The sequence below is a fragment of the Pseudomonas savastanoi genome (genome assembly GCF_020917325.1).
Lineage (GTDB): Bacteria > Pseudomonadota > Gammaproteobacteria > Pseudomonadales > Pseudomonadaceae > Aquipseudomonas > Aquipseudomonas amygdali.
On the sequence record NZ_CP076652.1, the window covers coordinates 1,492,915 to 1,510,049 of the forward strand.

Genomic DNA, 17,135 nt, shown 5'->3' on the forward strand with positions numbered 1-17,135 from the left:
ATTCCGTCTATAGCTGGAAAAATATCAATTCGCCATCTACCGTTTATCGTCTGAATGGTCTTTAATCTCATTTGGCGAAAACAATTTGCAATATGTGTGGTCTAGTTATCGTTAAGCAATTTGCGAACTACAAGGCAGTAACGCTAAATTGCCACTATCGACGCCGAGTATATAATCGATGCGCATAGACGGAACCTCATCACGCTCTTACCCCATCAAGCGAAAGCCGCAGAAGACGCCTTCGACCGTTGAAGGTTCTTTCGAGGAAGTCGTAGTTGATGCCGAGTTGCCGCCGCCTCCGGCGCAGGCTCGTCGCGACGCGGGTGATTCACCGATTGGCAGCACTGCCAACGTGCCTGCGCGTCCACAAGACATCATTTTCCCGCGCTCCATGAGCTCTCGTGTCGCTCACGCGCTGGCCAGCTACCTGACCACCGCCAGCTTTGTCGATTGGGACCTTGAAGTATCGGGGCTCGATCTTCACGTTTGACCGTGTCTCGCCTGCCTTACTACCTAGGTTGTCCGTCATGGAGTGAAAACGCCTGGCGCGATTCGCTGTATCCCGAAGATGCCCGCCCGAATGATTTCCTGGATCTCTACACTCAGGTATTCAACGCTGTCGAAGGCAACACCACATTTTACGCCCGTCCCGCCGCCACTACAGTGCAGCGCTGGGCAGAAACGATGCCCGATGATTTTCGTTTCACCGCCAAATTCCATAAAGACATCAGTCATAACGGCGACCTTCGTGAGCAGGTGGGCGCAGCTGAGGAATTCATCCGTCTGCTTGCGCCTCTGGGTGGGCGGATCGCACCGTTCTGGCTGCAGTTGCCCGCCAGCTTTACACCGCAGCGTCTGGCCGAGCTGGCCGGTTTTCTTGATGAACTCAATGTGCCGCTCGCCGTAGAAGTACGCAACATCGCGTTTTTCATGAAGGGTGATGAAGAGCGCATGCTCAATCGCCTGCTGCTGGATCGAGGCGTCGAGCGCATCTGTCTCGACTCCCGGGCATTGTTCAGCTGTGTCTCGAGCGATCCCGCAGTCCTGCACGCGCAATCGAAAAAGCCCAAGGTGCCGCCTCGTCCTGCTGCGCTGACGCTGTTTCCCCAGGTCCGTTTCATCGGCGGTCCTGACCTGAAGGCCAATGATCAGTTTTTGGTGCAGTGGGTGGAAAAGGTCGCCGTGTGGATCGAAGAGGGGCGCACGCCTTATGTCTTCCTGCACACCCCTGACAACATCAAGGCTGCCGAGCAGGCCATGCGCTTTCACCAGCAACTAATGGCGCGATTGCCTGGCTTGCCGGCATTGTTCGAGCTGGATCGCGGGCCTCAGGTGGAACAGTTGGGCTTGCTCTGAGGTCTTCCAGGTGTGGGTTGACAGAGCCCGACCTTGTGGAGAGCCCGCTAATGGATTCGCAACTGCGCTGTTTGCTTGCCATTTACAAACCCTTCTTCAAATTCACCCCTGTTGTCTGGGGCATGGGCTGAGCATGCGTGTGCTTCTGGTATTCCTGCTGATCTGTGCAATGGGGGCGTTCGCAGTCTGGCGCGGCTGGGTCGATGTACCTGCGCGCTGGAACCCCTGGACGCCGCTGGATGTGCGGGCCGAGCCCAACTTCCTGACGTCTTACAAGCTGTCACGACTGCAGAACGACCCTGCGCTGTGCGACCAGGTGCTGAGTACGTCCGGGCTGCGTTTCAGTCGTCAGGCCGACAGTGAACCTTCTGCTCGCTGCCCTCTGGAAAATACCCTGCGCATTCAGGGCGGCGACGTGGCGCTGAGCAGCAGCTTCCTGGCCAGTTGCCCGTTGGCGGTCGCCTATGCGCTGTTTGATATTCACACCTTGCAACCCGCCGCCCAGGCTGTTTTCGGCCAGCGGGTAGCGCGGATCGATCATTTGGGCAGCTTTGCCTGCCGCAACATCTACAACCGCGCCAATGCTCGGCTCAGCCAGCACGCGACCGCCAATGCACTGGATATGGCAGGTTTTCGCCTCGCAGACGGTCAGCGCATCGGGGTTCTCAAGGATTGGGACGACGAAGGGGACAAGGGGCGTTTTCTGAGGCTGTTACGTGACGGCGCCTGCAAAAACTTCAGTACGGTGCTCGGGCCTGAGTACAACGCGGCGCATCGTGATCATTTTCACGTCGACATGGGGCGCTGGTCGGTGTGTAGGTAGCGAGCCTTTAAGCTGCCGGCAAGAGCGTTGGGGCTTATGCCGCCATCCGCAGGTTCTGCAGGATCAGCGGGCGAGCCCAGCCGTTCTCGTAGTCGAACTGGCGTTGTTGGGCAGCAATGGTCTGCTCATCCAGGGGCAGGGCAGGCTTGTCGGCCAGTTCCCATTCGAATTCGGCGATTGGCAGGTGCAATGGGCGTGGTTGAGGGCCGGGGCCCGGGTTGACGCTGTCGCTGTACGGGTTCAGAACTGTAGGGCGTACCCAGTGGCTCTCGAATTCCAGATGACGTTGTTGTTCGATCAGCTCAGCCATGCTGAAGGGCTCGGCAGGCGGCGGCAGCAAGTCAAGGTCGAACTCCGCAATTGGCAGGAACAGCGGCTCAGGTGGTTTGACCTCGGTGTCGGTGACCGGGCAGGCCCGTTGCTCGACAATCTTGCTCAGGGTTTTTGCGCCAGCGACCGGTTCGCCTGTTTCAACATCCACTTCAACGGCCGTCGGGTGCACCGGCACTGGAGTGCTTTCGCTGACCTGATCCGCCATCGCTCGGGCAAATGCATCCGACCACAGCTGCGTCACACCACCCAGTGTGCGGCTGTTGCGAACGCTATAGTCGCCTGAGTGCGACAAATAGCCGATGGATGATTGAACAATCTCTGACATAGCGATCAGTACTGGCCTTGGGTCTGGCAAAATGCCGGATACTTGGTTATCGGCAGACTTTGCCGATCATTAACAATTTTTGAGTGTGTGGGCGTAATGATTGAGCAGCAAACAGGCAGTCGTATCCGGGTCGAAGCGCTCGCGGTCGCAGGGCAGGAGCAGGCGGAGCATTGGGCGCAGCGTCTAGGCTTGCCGTTGCACGACGCTGAAGCTGATTTTGCGTTGCAATCAACCGACGATGGCCTGCAATTGCAGCAGTTGGGCGACGATGCGCCTGGCGCTGTGCGAGTTGATTTTGTCGAGGGTGCAGTGGCACATCGTCGTCTGTTTGGCGGTGGCACCGGGCAAATGATTGCCAAGGCCGTCGGTATTCAGCCAGGCGTTCGTCCCAGCGTGCTGGATGCTACGGCAGGTTTGGGCAAGGATGCGTTCGTGCTGGCGAGTCTTGGTTGCGAGCTGAGCCTGATCGAGCGTCAGCCGATTATTGCTGCACTGCTGGAAGACGGTCTGGCGCGCGGACGCGATGATCGTGACGTGGGTTCGATCGTTGCGCGGATGCAGCTGTTGACCGGCAACTCCATTGAAATCATTCGTGGCTGGACAGCGGAGCCGCCGCAGGTCATTTACCTCGACCCGATGTTCCCGCATCGGGAAAAAACCGCTCTGGTCAAAAAGGAAATGCGCCTGTTCCGGCCTCTGGTCGGCGATGACATGGATGCGCCTGCGTTGCTGGAAGCGGCTCTTGCGCTTGCCACTCACCGTGTTGTGGTCAAACGCCCGCGCAAGGCCCCATGCATTGACGGGCCCAAGCCAGGTTATGCGCTGGATGGAAAATCCAGCCGCTACGACATCTACCCGAAGAAGGCCTTGAAGCCTAAGGCAGTCACAGACGATAGCGGTGCATAGCGCTTGTAGCGTCGACGGCCTGAGCCCGAATCAAACGCAGATGCGCCCGTGAATACAGGCGCTAACCCTGCACTCAAAGCGCGCCAAATACCTTCTTCGCCAGGCCTGTAGCGGCTGCCGCGGGGTTGGCGCGAATACTTTCTTCCTGTTTTGCAATCATCTCGAACAGCCCGTTCAGCGCTTGTTCGGTCACGTAGCTTTCAAGGTTGGCATTTTTGCTGTCCAGCGCGCCAAGTGCCGCCGCCTTGCCAGCGAATGCGTTGTACTTCTGTGCCAGACCGACTTGATCGGTAGATTTCTTGACGATAGGCAGGAACTTGGCGCGGATCTGTTCGCGGCTGGTGCTGTTGAGGTACTGGGTTGCCGAGTCCTTCCCGCCGCTTAAAATGGCCTTGGCGTCGGTCACGCTCATCTTTTTCACGGCGTCTACCAACAACGCCTGAGCCTGAGGCACTGCAGCTTCGGCGGCCTGGTTCATGCTGGTTTCCAGCTGATCGACCTGAGCACCCATGCCAAGCATTTTCATTTTTTTCGCGACCTGACCGAGTTTGCCTGGCAGCTCGATACGCACCGCTTCATTCTTGCTGAAACCGCCGGGAACTCCGAGCTGTTTGACCGCGACCTGTGCGCCTTGGGTCAGCGCGTCTTTGAGACCACCGGTCGCATCCGATTGCGAGAGGTCGTTCAGCGACAGGGCGAAGACGTTGGCCGACAGCAGCAGACCGGCGCATAGACCAGCGAAGGTGAACGAAAAGCGAGGCATGAGAGCGTCCTTGTGAGAAGTGGGTACGGGATCAAGCGTATCAGGAACTTGCGGTATCCACCCGAAGCCCGAAAGGAAACAGTGCTGTTTAGTGCCGATGGAAATGATGCGGTGCGCAGCAACAAAAACATCAACGGCGCGCTGAAAACGCGCCGTTGATGAAAGCCTTTGCAGCGAAGAACAATCAACCGTTCACTTGAATGACCTTGATCTTCAGACCGCTCTGGTCCTGCGGCATAGCCCAGTTCAAACGGCAATGGCACTTGCTGGGTAATCTGTTTTTCGCGGGCTTCACTTACCAGGGGGTCGCTGGACATTTCAATTTCTTATTGAGTGTGATGAGTACCAGTCATGGGTACAAACCACACCTTAGCAGCGGCCGGGGAGCATAAAACACGTGTCTAAAGATCCCCGGCTAATTGCGGAAAAGCCCTACGCTACCCCTTCACCATTTCCCGCATCCTGCTCTTCTTCATTGCTGTGTAACGCCACTTGCCGTATCGACAGACGGATTTCGGCCGGCAACACCCGCTTGGCCGCACCTTCTGCCAGTTCGCCCAGCATCGGGTGATAGCTCAGCTTGCCGGCGCTGTCCTTGCGCAGCACGCCCAGGTCCAGCAAGGTCTGGATGAAGTGCCTGAATAGACTCTTGTCGAAGAACTCTGGTGCATTAAGGCCATGCAGAATAGACAGGCGCTGGGCCATGACCGTGCACAGGTCTTCCAGCTGTTCGGCGCTCAATGTGTTCTGTCCACTGTTGAGTAACAAGGCGATTGCCATGTAGAAGCGCTGCAGGGTCTGCGCGATGGCCCGTGACAACAGGGTCAGCAGCACGAACTCGCGGGAGCTGGGCTCCGGACGCACATAGACGTCCTTTTTGAAGCGCAGCAAGCCTTGCTCGACGAACGCAGCCAGCCATTGATCGACCACCTCATCCAGCTCGCTCAGCGGCCAGCGAATGAACAGTTCCGATTGCAGGAATGGATACAGCGCACGTGTGTAGCGCAGAATCTGGTCGCGGCTCATGCGCGACGAGCTCTGGAAAAAGCTGGCCAGCAGTGAGGGCAGGGCAAAGATGTGCAAGACGTTGTTGCGGTAGTACGTCATCAGGACTGCATTCTGTTCGTTGAGGTACAGAATTTTGCCCAGTGCATCTTTTTGTTCGGCGAGCAGGTCCATGCCTTTGACGTGCTCGATCAGTGAGCGCCCGTCGCCTTCCGGCAATGTGGTGTGTGGTGAGTAAGGTACGGCGCGCAGCAACGTCAGGTAGAGGTCGAGAACACGCTCCATGGCCTGATCGTCCAGCGCCAGCCTTTGCGTTGACAGCAAGGCCACAGCAACCAGGTTCATCGGGTTGACAGCGGCGGCTTCATTCAGGTGCTGGGCCACACGCTCACCCAGCCGATGAGTGGTTTCGCTCAGCCATTCCGGGCGAAATTGCGGTGCCAGCGACTGTTCGCGCCAGTCCGGTTGTTCGCCGTCAAGGAATTCGGCCAGCTTGATGGGGGCGCCGAAGTTCACCGATACCTGGCCGAAACGCTGCTTCAGCGCACCGATGACTTTGAAAATGTCGAAGATCGACTCTTTCTTCTTGGTCGCTCCGCGCAATTCGCCCAGATAAGTACGGCCTTCCAGCACGCGCTCGTAGCCGATGTACACCGGAACGAACACAATCGGCATCCGCGAGTTGCGCAGGAAGCTGCGCAGGGTGATGGCGAGCATGCCGGTTTTGGGCTGCAACATTCGCCCGGTCCGCGAGCGACCGCCTTCGACAAAGTATTCGACCGGGAAACCCTTGATGAACAGCGTGTGCAGGTACTCGGTGAAAACCGCTGTATACAGCGGGTTGCCCTTGAATGTGCGGCGCATGAAAAACGCCCCGCCACGGCGCAGCAGGCTGCCGACGACCGGCATGTTCAGGTTGATGCCAGCAGCGATGTGCGGCGGCGTGAGCCCGTTGCGAAACAACAGATAGGACAGCAGCAGGTAATCGATATGGCTGCGGTGGCAAGGGACGTAAATGACTTCATGCCCTGGTGCCACTTCCTGCACGCCTTCGATGTGGCTGACTTTGATGCCGTCGTAAATCTTGTTCCAGAACCAGCTGAGGACGACTTCCATGAAGCGGATGACGGAATAGGTATAGTCCGAGGCGATCTCGTTGCCGTAGCTCAGCGCCCGGTCCCGTGCCTTGTCCTGGGTGATGTTCTCCCGTTCGGCTTCTTCGATGATCGCCTGCTTGACCAGCGGCTCGTCCAGCAGTCCTTTGACCACCGTGCGCCGGTGCGAAACGTCCGGGCCGATGACCGCGCTTTTCAGGTTGCGAAAGTGCACGCGCAGCAGACGCTGGGTCATGCGCAGGGTCAGTTCGTAACCTTTGTTTTCACCCACCAGCTCGCGGATGTGAATGGGCGCGGAAAACTGTACACGGGTCTTGCGGCCCAGAATCAGGATGCTGACCAGACGGCGCAACCGGCCGGTTACCGCCCAGCTGTCGGCGAACAACAGTTTCCAGGCGCTGGACTCGCGGTCTGGCGACTGGCCCCAGAACACGCTGACCGGGATGATCTGCGCATCTTCGCCGGGGTTCTGGCTCACGGCTGCGACCAGACGTTCCAGTGTCGGCGGTGCGCCGCGTTTGTCCTGGCGGCCAAGCCAGTCAGGCGCCGGGGTCAGGTAAAAGAATGCAGCTGGCTCTATCAGGTTGCCGACCGCTACCGACAATACGGGGCGAGGCAGGCCAGCCTTGCGACATTCAGTGTCGATCACCGCCAGATCGCTTATAGACGGCGACTGCAAGGCATAGAACACCGGACGGCTACGGTCCAGGTTGAGCGTAAAAGACGACTGATTGATGGTTTCCGAGCGCACCCAGAGATACAACAATCGGCGCAGGGTGCCGAACACAAGACGACGGAACGGAGAACGGGTCATACGGCTTCTGCTGAGTAAGGGACGGGCGACTGCCCGAGATGGGTGTCAGTGTGACGTATCCCGAAGCGATCGGCAAAAAGCCTGGTGTCTGTAGAAGAGTAAAGACTGAGCGGCCACCTTTGAGAGCCGCGACGGCACATCCTGATACCGTCGCTGCGAAAGGCTTACGAAGTGCGCCAGGTGATTTCTTCCTCGCCGTCGGCACTCACGCGTATCCAGCGGTCGGCAGTCTCGTCGCTTTCTTCTTCAACCCAGGTGCCCGGGGCGCAACGGACTTCGACGTTCAAGGCCTTGAATGCGGCGCGGGCGCAGGCGATGTCGTCTTCCCACGGGGTCTGATCGCTGTCCAGATGCAGACTGTTCCATTTGCCGACTGCTCTGGGCAGCCAGGTTACGGTCACATTGCCGGCCTTGCACTTCCAGGTCTGGCCTTTCTGGTTCCAGTCGCTGCACGGGCCCAGGGCGACGCTCAGCCATTGGGCGATAGCCTTGTGGTCGACGTCTTCGTCTTTCAGGTAAATCTCGATATCGGGTTGGCGCATGGGTGCCTCTGTTGAATGCTTATTGCAGCACGAAATAATCGTAGCGCATGGAAACGGTGACCTTGAAAGGTCCTGATTGCTCAATGACGGCAGTCCGGCGCTCGGCGCTGGCGCGCCACCCGTGAGGCGTCATGGCCAGCAAATCGGCACGGGACTGGCCGTCGATCAGCTTCAGCGTATAGCGCAGGGTTTCGCTGTGTTGCAGCTGCATGCCGGGTGGCACCAGAGACAGGTGCTTGTCGTCGGCATAATCGCGGACCTCATCGTAAAGCTGCTGACGCAGCTCCATGAGATGTTCGCTGGTCGGACCAACCCTCATCAGTCCGCCGCCTGGCGTCAGCAAGCGTTTGGCTTCAAGCCAGTCCAGCGGGCTGAACACACTGGCCAGAAACTGGCAACTGGCATCCGGAAGTGGCACACGCGCCATGCTGGCGACCATCCAGGTCAGCGTCGGGTCACGACGGCAGGCGCGCTTGACCGCTTCACGGGAGATGTCCAGCGCATAGCCATCGGCATGAGGCAAGGCTTCGGCAATCTGCGCGGTGTAATAACCTTCGCCACAGCCGATGTCCAACCAATGCGCGGGGGATCGCTCGGCGGCCAGTTCAGCCAGACGCCGGGCTACCGGAGCGTAGTGCCCGGCGTTGAGAAAGTCGCGTCGCGCCTCGACCATGGCCTGATTGTCGCCAGGGTCGCGGCTGTTCTTGTGCTGCACCGGCAACAGGTTCAGATACCCCTGACGTGCACGGTCGAAGCGGTGGTTGGCCGGACATACCACGCCGTTGTCGGCGGTACTGAGCGGCGCAGAGCAGATCGGGCAGGTCAGCATCAGGCGAGCAACTTGACCAGGGTCTGGTAGTAGATCTCGGTCAGCACATCGAGGTCGCTGGCCAGAATCCGCTCGTTGACCTGGTGAATCGTCGCGTTGACCGGGCCCAGCTCAACCACTTGCGTACCCAGGGTTGCGATGAATCGGCCGTCGGAGGTTCCGCCGCTGGTCGAGGCTTTGGTGTCGCGGCCCGTGACGCTTTTGATGCTGGACGACACGGCATCCAGCAATGCGCCCGGCTCGGTCAGGAACGGCAGGCCGGACAGCGCCCAGTTCACATGCCAGTCCAGCTCATGCTTGTCGAGGATGGCGGCGACACGCTGCTGCAAGCCTTCGACGGTCGACTCGGTCGAAAAGCGGAAGTTGAAAACCGCTACAAGATCGCCCGGGATGACGTTGGTTGCACCCGTGCCGGCGTTCAGGTTGGAGATCTGGAAGCTGGTCGGCGGGAAGAAATCGTTACCGTGGTCCCAGTGCTCTGCGGCGAGTTCGGCAAGTGCCGGCATTGCTAGGTGAATAGGGTTCTTCGCCAGATGCGGGTAAGCCACATGGCCCTGTTTGCCGCGCACGGTGAGGGTGGCGCCCAGCGAGCCACGACGCCCGTTCTTGACCACATCGCCCACCAGCGTGGTGCTCGAAGGTTCGCCGACGATGCACCAGTCCAGACGCTCCTTGCGCGCTGCCAGACGTTCGACGACAGCCTTGGTGCCGTGGTGCGCCGGGCCTTCTTCGTCACTGGTGATCAGGAATGCCACCGAACCCTTGTGATTCGGGTGATCGGCTACAAAGCGCTCGGCGGCCACGAGCATGGCTGCCAGGCTGCCTTTCATGTCCGCTGCACCGCGTCCGCAGAGCATGCCGTGCTCGTCGATCAACGCATCGAACGGGTCGTTCTGCCAGTTCTCAACCGGGCCGGTAGGGACCACGTCCGTATGACCTGCGAAGCACAGTACCGGGCCGTCGGTAGTGCCGTGTGTGGCCCAGAAGTTATCGACGTCTTCGATACGCATGGGCTCCAGCTTGAAGCCGGCATTGCCCAGGCGTTGCATCATCACTGCCTGACAGTCGGCATCGACCGGCGTCACTGACGGGCGGCGGATCAGATCGCAGGCAAGTTGAAGGGTGGGCGACAGGTCGGTAGGGGCAGTCATGTACAGAACTCCGGTAGCAAGACTTTGGGCGCGAAAAGGCGGATATCTTAAAGCAAAACGACGACCTGGGGCCGTCGTTTATTGTGCGCTGTGGATAGGTCAAGCAGTCGACAGGGGAGGGCGGGTCGTGCGAGCAGACAGGACGGCAATAATGATGGCTGCCAGATAAGGGATTAATTGTGCGAACAGCATGGCTATCCAGAATCTCAGGCCCGGACCTGACGTCTCGTCTCTTATTTGCTCGCTGCTCGGACAAATATGTTTGTAGAGGCTTTGTGCGGAGCGAAAGGGTTATATGAGAGGCCCGAGATAGTTTTTGCCCCGTCAGCCCTGATTTCGACGGGGCGACAAGCCGGGTGCCTTAACCCCCGACAACCCCCTATAATGCGCGCCGGTTTTTGAGGTATTGATCATGAGCGCAGAAGATCCACGTTTCGCTGGCATCGCCCGTTTGTACGGCATTGAAGGGCTGGCGCGCCTGCGCGCGGCTCATGTGGCGGTGGTCGGTATCGGCGGCGTGGGCTCGTGGGCGGCCGAAGCCATGGCGCGCAGTGGCGTCGGCGAGATTTCGCTGTTTGACATGGACGACGTCTGTGTCAGCAACAGCAACCGCCAATTGCATGCACTGGACAGCACGGTCGGTCGCCAGAAGGTCGAAGTGATGGCCGAGCGGATTCGCGCGATCAATCCTGATTGCATCGTGCATGCGGTGTCTGATTTCGTGACCCGCGATACGATGGCTGAGTGCATCACCCCGGACATGGATTTCGTGATCGACTGTATCGACAGCGTCAACGCCAAGGCAGCACTGATTTCGTGGTGCAAACGGCGCAAGATCCAGATGATTACCACCGGTGGGGCCGGTGGGCAGATCGATCCGACCCTGATTCAGATCGCCGACCTGAACCGCACGTTCAACGACCCGCTGGCTTCCAAGGTCCGTTCCACCTTGCGTCGCGACTATGGCTTTTCACGCACACCGAACCGCCACTACAGCGTGCCTTGCGTGTTTTCCAGCGAGCAACTTCGCTACCCCAAGCCTGATGGCAGCATTTGCCTGGAAAAGAAGTTCGTCGGTGAGGGCGTAAAGCTCGACTGTGCAGGCGGCTTCGGCGCGGTGATGATGGTCACTGCCACGTTCGGCATGGTCGCCGCCACGCGTGCAGTGGACAAGCTGGTTGCAGGTGCGCGACGGCCTTCGGAGCGGGTCAAGCCAGCGGTTGCAACGCCCGATCAGGCTTGAGTCAGCTGGCGCATCTGCTGCAGTACGGCATTCAGGCCGTTGCTGCGTGACGGCGAGAGCTGGCGACCAAGGCCTAACTGACTGAACCAGTCAGGCAAGTCCACGGCTTCCAGCTCCGGGGCCGACAGACCGTTAACGCGGGCCAGCAGCAGCGCCACCAGACCGCGAATCAGCCGGGCGTCGCTGCTGGCCCGGAACAGCCAGGCACCTGCGCTGACTTCGCCGGTCAGCCAGACCTTGCTTTCGCAGCCGTGTACCAGATTGTCGCCCGTCTTTTCTTCGTCGCTCAACGAGGGGAGGCGATCCCCCCATTGCATGAGCAGGCGTGCGCGCTGTTCCCAGCTCTGTGGCTGGGAAAAACTGTCGAGCGCGGTCTGCGCCAATGCGGGAAGGCTCATCGAAGCAGCTCCAGTGCCTGATCCAGTGCGCTGAAAAACCGCAGCAAGTCATCTGAATCATTGTAGAGCGCCAGCGAAACACGAATTGCGCTGGGCAGGCCGAGCGTATCGAACAGTGGCATCGCGCAGTGACGACCAGCGCGCACGGCAATACCCTGTTCGGTCAGCAGATGAGCCAGATCGGCGTTGTGTATGCCGTCCACGACGAAACTGGCCAGTGCCAGGTCCGGAGAGCCTAATACCTGAATACCTTCACGCCTTTGCAGGCCTTCAAGCAGGCGCCGGTGCAGATTTGCTTCGTGTTCCGCGACCGCCTGATGATCAAGGCTTTCCAGGTAAGCCAGTGTAGCGCCCAAACCGATCACGCTGGCGATGGGCGGGGTGCCCGCTTCAAAGCCCAGCGGTGCCGGGCGAAATTTCGCGTGTTGATAATCGGCGGTCAGTACCATCTCGCCGCCGAACTGCCAGTGCGTCAGGCTCGGTAGCGCGTCGTTGCGTCCGTACAGCACACCAAGCCCTTCAGGGCCATAAAGCTTGTGGCTGGAAAATACATAAAAGTCGCAGCCCAGTGCTTGTACATCATGGCGTCCATGCACCACACCTTGTGATCCGTCCACCACCGTGAGCGCACCTTGCGCCTTCGCCAGTGCGATAAGGCGGGCGAGCGGCTGCCAGGTGCCGAGCACGTTGGACAACTGACTGACTGCGAGCAGACGCGTGCGAGGGCCGATCAGGCTGGCCGCAGCATGGCAGTCGATCACGCCATCGGGATCGAGTGGCAGTATCACCAGTTTCAGGCCGCGGCGCTGAGCCAGTTGCTGCCACGGCAGCAGGTTGGCGTGATGTTCCAGTGCGCTGATGGCGATCTCGTCGCCCGCAGTGAAACTATGTTCCAGCCCATAGGCCAGCAGGTTGAGCGCAGAAGTGGCCCCGTGGGTAAAGATGATTTGTCCGCTCTCGCCGGCATTCAACCAGTGCGCGGCCTTGCCACGGCTGGCTTCGAACGCCTGGGTGGCGTGTGCGCCCGGCAGATGCTGGGCACGATGCACGTTGGCGGCACCGTTGACGTAGTAATGAGTCAGGGCATCGATCAGCGCCTGGGGTTTTTGCGTGGTGGCGGCGTTGTCCAGATAGGTCTGGCCTTGCCGTTGCAGGGCGGCGATAGCGGGGAAGTCGCCACGCCAGGGAGAAATGAGGGGCATTGTTCGTCCAGCGTGTGGAGGCGGGGTCAAGGCCGCAGCCTTGAACCCGCACACAGCATCAGTTGTGAGCGTGCAGTGCTTCGTTCAGCTCGATGGCCGACTTGTGGGTTTTGCATTCCACTGCGCCGGTCTGCGAGTTGCGACGGAACAACAGGTCGTTCTGACCTGCCAGCTCGCGTGCCTTGACGATCTTGACCAGTTCGTTGTTTTCATCGAGCAGCGCGACCTTGGTACCGGCGGTCACATACAGACCCGATTCCACGGTATTGCGATCACCCAGCGGGATGCCGATGCCGGCGTTGGCACCGATCAGGCAGCCTTCGCCAACCTTGATGATGATGTTGCCGCCACCCGACAACGTGCCCATGGTCGAGCAGCCGCCACCCAGATCAGAGCCCTTGCCGACGAATACGCCTGCAGAAACGCGGCCTTCGATCATGCCCGGGCCTTCGGTGCCGCCATTGAAGTTGACGAAGCCTTCGTGCATGACGGTGGTGCCTTCGCCGATGTAAGCGCCCAGACGTACGCGAGCACTGTCAGCGATACGAACGCCGCTCGGTACGACGTAGTCGGTCATTTTCGGGAATTTGTCGACCGAGAACACTTCCAGCAGTTCGCCTTTAAGGCGTGCTTCAAGCTGACGTTCGGCCAGTTCGGCGAGGTCGACCGCGCCCTGGCTGGTCCAGGCTACGTTTGGCAGCAACGGGAAGATACCTGCCAGGTTCAGGCCGTGTGGCTTGACCAGGCGATGCGACAGCAGGTGCAGCTTGAGGTAAGCCTCTGGAGTCGACGTCAGGGTTGCGTCTTCAGCCAGCAGGGTGGCAACCAGCGGCTTCTGGCTTTCCGCCAGACGAGTCAGCAGCGCGGCCTGGGTCGCGTCCACGGATTTGACCGCCTCGGCCAGCTTGTATGCCAGGTCGACATTGAAGGTGATTGCCTGATTGCCGTTGGTGTAACCCAGAACAGGCGCGATGGCCGCGACCAGTTCTACGGAAGGATTGATCAGCGGCTGAGCGTAAAATACTTCGAGCCATGAGCCTTGACGATTTTGAGTGCCGACGCCGAAGGCCAGGCTGAACAGGGTAGTGGACATGTAAATACCTCTTGGCTTTATCAAGGGGCTTTCAGTAGCGCTCTGGCTTACTGTAAAGCCGCTGCATACAGGTCGGGCTTGAAGCCGATCAGGGTTTTATTGCCCAGATCAAGCACCGGACGCTTGATCATGGACGGCTGCGCGAGCATCAGTTCTATGGCTTTCGCTTGATCGAGATCGGCCTTTTGTCCGTCATCGAGCTTGCGAAAGGTAGTACCTGCGCGGTTCAGCACGACCTGCCAGCCGTGTTCATTGCACCACTGCGCGAGGTGTTCCCGGTCGATGCCCTGTGTCTTGTAGTCATGAAAATCGTAGCTCACGGAATTATCGTCGAGCCAGGTGCGGGCCTTCTTCATGGTGTCGCAGGCTTTGATGCCAAATAGAGTGTAAGTCATCGTTTTGGGGTGGGGTGGCTGATCTTGCTCGATACTCCCCACTTTCTCTCCTCGCAATTTAGCCGGGTATTATGCCACGTCAGACCGCATCGTGTTGTGACAGCGCTGGTACAAAGACTGAACAAAAACTAGATAATAACCCTAACTGTCATTAAGAAAACTTCACCCTTCCACGCTTGAGTGGCAAGCCCGGGCGGGCAATTATTGCTTTCCATTTAAAGGCTGGGTGCGTTATGTCTGAACAAGAGAGAAAGCGTCAAGAAGCGCTTGTCCGGCAACGTTATTACAGGGAACGTCAACGTGCCGAGGGGTTCAAGCAAAGTACGATCTGGATTCATGGTGAGGCTGAGACGCAAGGCAGGCTGGCCGCCCGTGAAGGAAAGCCGTTGCTGCCCATGCAGTCCCATGACCCGGTAAGCTGGGCGGTCGGGTGGGTTGCGGAAAAATTGCGAACACGACAGTGACCGGTATCGCTGTAAAGCCATCGCGCCACACGGGGTGAAGTACGTGGCGCGATGGCTCAAATCCGGTTACTGGCGAGTTCCGCAGGGCTGTCGGCCAGCGCCCTGCAGGCACTGCTTGCGCGTCACTGCCTGACGATCAGTATTTTCTTTGCGATGTCCTGTCACCGCGTTTCAAACTTTGAGTTCTTCCGGTCCCCGTATATGGAGCCCATCACTTCGATGTCGTCAGGGCTGAGCGTCTTGCCTGTGTTGATAATTTCAAAGTCGCCAAGGGTCAGGCCGTTGGGAATATCGTAATGCATGACAGAATCACGGTCGTAAGCCGAATGGTAGAAATCAGCAGCTTCGTACTTGTCGAAAAAATTGGTATTGATTTCTTCGTCAGTCAATCCGGATTGCAAAAGCAGGGGGCGTAGAAGCGATTCGTTCCAGGGGATGTTTGCCTGAGGATGCTGGTGCTCGTGAACTGCTCCCAAGGCGTGCCCGAATTCATGGAGCACGATACGCGTCAAGTCTGGCATGGGTTTCAGCTCTGCCGTGTACAGCTCCTTGACGTTGAATTCCATGGTGGTTTCATTCTGCTCGGCCAACAGGGCATCAGTGCCTATGGCGCTCCAGTTCAGATGTTCGTTGAAGCCGATTCGAATATCGCTGGCCCCGCCTGTCACAAACTCGAATTTCAGACTTATGTGAGGCAGCCACTTCTTCGCAGCGTCGACGATGGGTGTCGTCAGAATGGCAGGAGGGTCTTTCTGGAAAAGAATTTTCAGAGTCCGACCGCGTGCCCAGTATTTGCTGAACGACACCAGAAGACGTGCCATGCGCGTTGACTCCTCGGTGTCATAGCCTGTTTCTGATTCGTAAGTGGGAGTGATTGCCGCGTTGGCTGGGTTTTCGCGAATGGCGGTTTCGTACGAGGCTTGATGATTCGTTGCACTGCGCATGGCGCAGGATGCAGGCAGCTTTATGCCCTGTGTGGTGGGTGCGGACATGGGGTTGACCTTCATCGTAGTTCGCTTCCTTTCAGGAAGCCTGAAAAATGAAGGTTGAAGGTACGTTTGTGCAGGGTGTAGCAGGTGGTAACTAATTACCCCGCCGCACAACGCAGGCGGCGGGGCTGTATTCCTGAAGCTTGGCTTTTTATTTGCTCAGGAATGCGCGGATACGTTCGGCGGCTTCGACGCACTCGGCCAAAGGTGCCACGAGCGCCAGGCGAACCCGGCCGGCACCCGGGTTGACGCCATCCACTTCGCGGGAAAGGTATGAACCCGGTACTGCAGTCACATGCTGATCGATGAACAGGTCTCGGCAAAATGCAGCATCATCGGTGCCGACATTCGGCCATAGGTAAAAACCCCCGTCCGGGCGCTGGACGTCGAGCACTGGCGCGAGGATGTCGAGCACGGCATCGAATTTTTCACGGTACAAGTCCCGGTTCGCGCGTACGTGATCCTCGTCATTCCAGGCAGCGATGCTGGCCAGTTGAGTCTGTACCGGCATGGCGCAGCCGTGATACGTGCGATACAGCAGGAAGGCCTTGAGAACGTCGGCATCACCGGCCACAAAACCTGAACGCAGGCCTGGCAGGTTGGAACGCTTGGACAGGCTGTGGAACACCACGCAACGCTTGAAATCCTGGCGACCCAGCTCGACGCAGGCGCTGAGCAAGCCAGGCGGTGGGGTCTGCTCATCAAAGTACAGCTCGCTGTAGCATTCGTCCGCAGCAATGACAAAGTCATGTTCATCGGCCAGGGCGATGAGTTTTTTCAGGGTTTCAACCGGAATCAGTGCTCCGGTCGGGTTACCCGGCGAGCACAGGAACAGGATCTGGCAGCGCTTCCAGGTGTCCGCGCTGACTGCGTCGAAATCGGGGTTGAAACCGTTATCGCTCAGGCATGGCAGGTAGTGAGGCTGGGCTCCGGCCAGAAAGGCGGCGCCTTCATAGATCTGATAAAACGGGTTCGGGCTGATCACCAGGCCGTCATCGCTACGATTGACCACTGTCTGGGTGAAGGCGAACAGCGCTTCGCGTGTGCCATTGACCGGCAATACATTGCGTGCCGGATCGATCCAGCCCTGTGGTACGCCGAATCGACGGTTGCACCAGCCGGCAATGGCTTCGCGCAGCGCCGGGATACCCAGCGTGGTCGGGTAAACCGCCATCTGATCGAGGTTGTCTGCCAGTGTCTTGGCGACGAAATCGGGTGAGCGGTGCTTAGGCTCACCAATCGACAATGCAACAGGGCGCTTTTCCGGGTTGGGCGTTACGCCGGCCAGCAAGGCGCGCAGCTTCTCGAAAGGGTAAGGCTGAAGCAGTTGCATCGCGTTATTCATGTGGGGTGTTCCTCAATGGGCTGCGTTGAGTCGATTCGTTTGGC

The 17,135-nt window shown here is 58.9% G+C and carries 18 protein-coding genes; 6 read left to right on the forward strand and 12 right to left on the reverse strand.

Features of this window, described 5'->3' with window-relative positions:
- Window positions 1–178 precede the first annotated feature (178 nt).
- The 3 genes from KP808_RS06620 (at window position 179) to KP808_RS06630 (ending at window position 2,179) form a co-directional block, all read left to right on the forward strand.
- Entirely contained in the window at window positions 179–490 is a 312-nt protein-coding gene (locus KP808_RS06620) for a hypothetical protein (protein ID WP_002554750.1), read from the forward strand.
- Window positions 491–492: 2 nt separating this feature from the next.
- On the forward strand, window positions 493–1,356 hold the full coding sequence (locus KP808_RS06625; protein ID WP_122280201.1) for a DUF72 domain-containing protein: 864 nt from the start codon (window positions 493–495) through the stop codon (window positions 1,354–1,356).
- A 133-nt stretch (window positions 1,357–1,489) separates the two neighbouring features.
- Window positions 1,490–2,179 carry an extensin-like domain-containing protein gene (locus KP808_RS06630; RefSeq protein WP_122280200.1) on the forward strand — a complete coding sequence of 230 codons (690 nt, stop codon included), beginning with the start codon at window positions 1,490–1,492 and terminating at the stop codon, window positions 2,177–2,179.
- A 34-nt stretch (window positions 2,180–2,213) separates the two neighbouring features.
- Here the strand turns inward: KP808_RS06630 and KP808_RS06635 are convergent, their stop codons facing one another.
- Window positions 2,214–2,837, reverse strand: a complete 624-nt coding sequence (locus KP808_RS06635) for an energy transducer TonB (protein WP_122259217.1) — start codon at window positions 2,835–2,837, stop codon at window positions 2,214–2,216.
- A 96-nt stretch (window positions 2,838–2,933) separates the two neighbouring features.
- Between KP808_RS06635 and KP808_RS06640 the strand changes: the two genes are divergently transcribed.
- Window positions 2,934–3,743 carry a class I SAM-dependent methyltransferase gene (locus KP808_RS06640; RefSeq protein WP_230017855.1) on the forward strand — a complete coding sequence of 270 codons (810 nt, stop codon included), beginning with the start codon at window positions 2,934–2,936 and terminating at the stop codon, window positions 3,741–3,743.
- A gap of 73 nt (window positions 3,744–3,816) precedes the next feature.
- Here KP808_RS06640 and KP808_RS06645 read toward each other — a convergent pair whose 3' ends face one another.
- From KP808_RS06645 to dapE, 5 genes are all read right to left on the reverse strand, one after another.
- Window positions 3,817–4,506 (reverse strand): DUF4197 domain-containing protein, encoded by a 690-nt coding sequence (locus KP808_RS06645; protein ID WP_230017857.1) that lies wholly within the window; start codon window positions 4,504–4,506, stop codon window positions 3,817–3,819.
- A gap of 432 nt (window positions 4,507–4,938) precedes the next feature.
- Window positions 4,939–7,440, reverse strand: coding sequence for a glycerol-3-phosphate 1-O-acyltransferase PlsB (plsB, locus tag KP808_RS06650; protein ID WP_230017859.1), 2,502 nt, complete (start codon window positions 7,438–7,440; stop codon window positions 4,939–4,941).
- 164 nt (window positions 7,441–7,604) lie between these two features.
- Window positions 7,605–7,982, reverse strand: coding sequence for a hypothetical protein (locus tag KP808_RS06655; protein WP_058407359.1), 378 nt, complete (start codon window positions 7,980–7,982; stop codon window positions 7,605–7,607).
- Between the two features lie 19 nt (window positions 7,983–8,001).
- Window positions 8,002–8,811: a putative RNA methyltransferase gene (locus tag KP808_RS06660; protein ID WP_122259215.1), complete on the reverse strand. Its 810-nt coding sequence runs from the start codon at window positions 8,809–8,811 to the stop codon at window positions 8,002–8,004.
- Window positions 8,811–9,962 (reverse strand): succinyl-diaminopimelate desuccinylase, encoded by a 1,152-nt coding sequence (gene dapE, locus KP808_RS06665; protein ID WP_058399647.1) that lies wholly within the window; start codon window positions 9,960–9,962, stop codon window positions 8,811–8,813. The genes KP808_RS06660 and dapE overlap by 1 nt, the downstream gene beginning before the upstream one ends.
- Before the next feature lie 412 nt (window positions 9,963–10,374).
- Between dapE and tcdA the strand changes: the two genes are divergently transcribed.
- Entirely contained in the window at window positions 10,375–11,205 is an 831-nt protein-coding gene (tcdA, locus tag KP808_RS06670) for a tRNA cyclic N6-threonylcarbamoyladenosine(37) synthase TcdA (protein ID WP_122259214.1), read from the forward strand.
- Here the strand turns inward: tcdA and KP808_RS06675 are convergent.
- Genes KP808_RS06675 through KP808_RS06690 form a run of 4 tightly spaced genes read right to left on the reverse strand, consistent with a single transcriptional unit; the run spans window position 11,196 to window position 14,293 of the window.
- Window positions 11,196–11,603 (reverse strand): SufE family protein, encoded by a 408-nt coding sequence (locus KP808_RS06675; protein WP_122259213.1) that lies wholly within the window; start codon window positions 11,601–11,603, stop codon window positions 11,196–11,198. The two genes, tcdA and KP808_RS06675, sit on opposite strands and share 10 nt — an antisense overlap.
- Window positions 11,600–12,805 (reverse strand): aminotransferase class V-fold PLP-dependent enzyme, encoded by a 1,206-nt coding sequence (locus KP808_RS06680; protein ID WP_057421386.1) that lies wholly within the window; start codon window positions 12,803–12,805, stop codon window positions 11,600–11,602. Before KP808_RS06680 ends, KP808_RS06675 begins: the two co-directional genes overlap by 4 nt.
- A 58-nt stretch (window positions 12,806–12,863) precedes the next feature.
- Window positions 12,864–13,898 (reverse strand): 2,3,4,5-tetrahydropyridine-2,6-dicarboxylate N-succinyltransferase, encoded by a 1,035-nt coding sequence (dapD, locus tag KP808_RS06685; RefSeq protein WP_002554736.1) that lies wholly within the window; start codon window positions 13,896–13,898, stop codon window positions 12,864–12,866.
- Window positions 13,899–13,945: 47 nt separating this feature from the next.
- Entirely contained in the window at window positions 13,946–14,293 is a 348-nt protein-coding gene (locus KP808_RS06690) for an ArsC family reductase (protein WP_002554735.1), read from the reverse strand.
- Between the two features lie 233 nt (window positions 14,294–14,526).
- Here KP808_RS06690 and KP808_RS06695 point away from each other — a divergent pair, with 233 nt between their 5' ends.
- Complete coding sequence (locus KP808_RS06695) at window positions 14,527–14,757, forward strand: hypothetical protein (protein ID WP_058399650.1); 231 nt, start codon at window positions 14,527–14,529, stop codon at window positions 14,755–14,757.
- Between the two features lie 161 nt (window positions 14,758–14,918).
- Here KP808_RS06695 and KP808_RS06700 read toward each other — a convergent pair whose 3' ends face one another.
- Window positions 14,919–15,764 (reverse strand): matrixin family metalloprotease, encoded by an 846-nt coding sequence (locus KP808_RS06700; protein ID WP_058399651.1) that lies wholly within the window; start codon window positions 15,762–15,764, stop codon window positions 14,919–14,921.
- Window positions 15,765–15,897: 133 nt separating this feature from the next.
- Window positions 15,898–17,091 carry a succinyldiaminopimelate transaminase gene (dapC, locus tag KP808_RS06705; RefSeq protein ID WP_058399652.1) on the reverse strand — a complete coding sequence of 398 codons (1,194 nt, stop codon included), beginning with the start codon at window positions 17,089–17,091 and terminating at the stop codon, window positions 15,898–15,900.
- Between the last annotated feature and the right edge of the window lie 44 nt (window positions 17,092–17,135).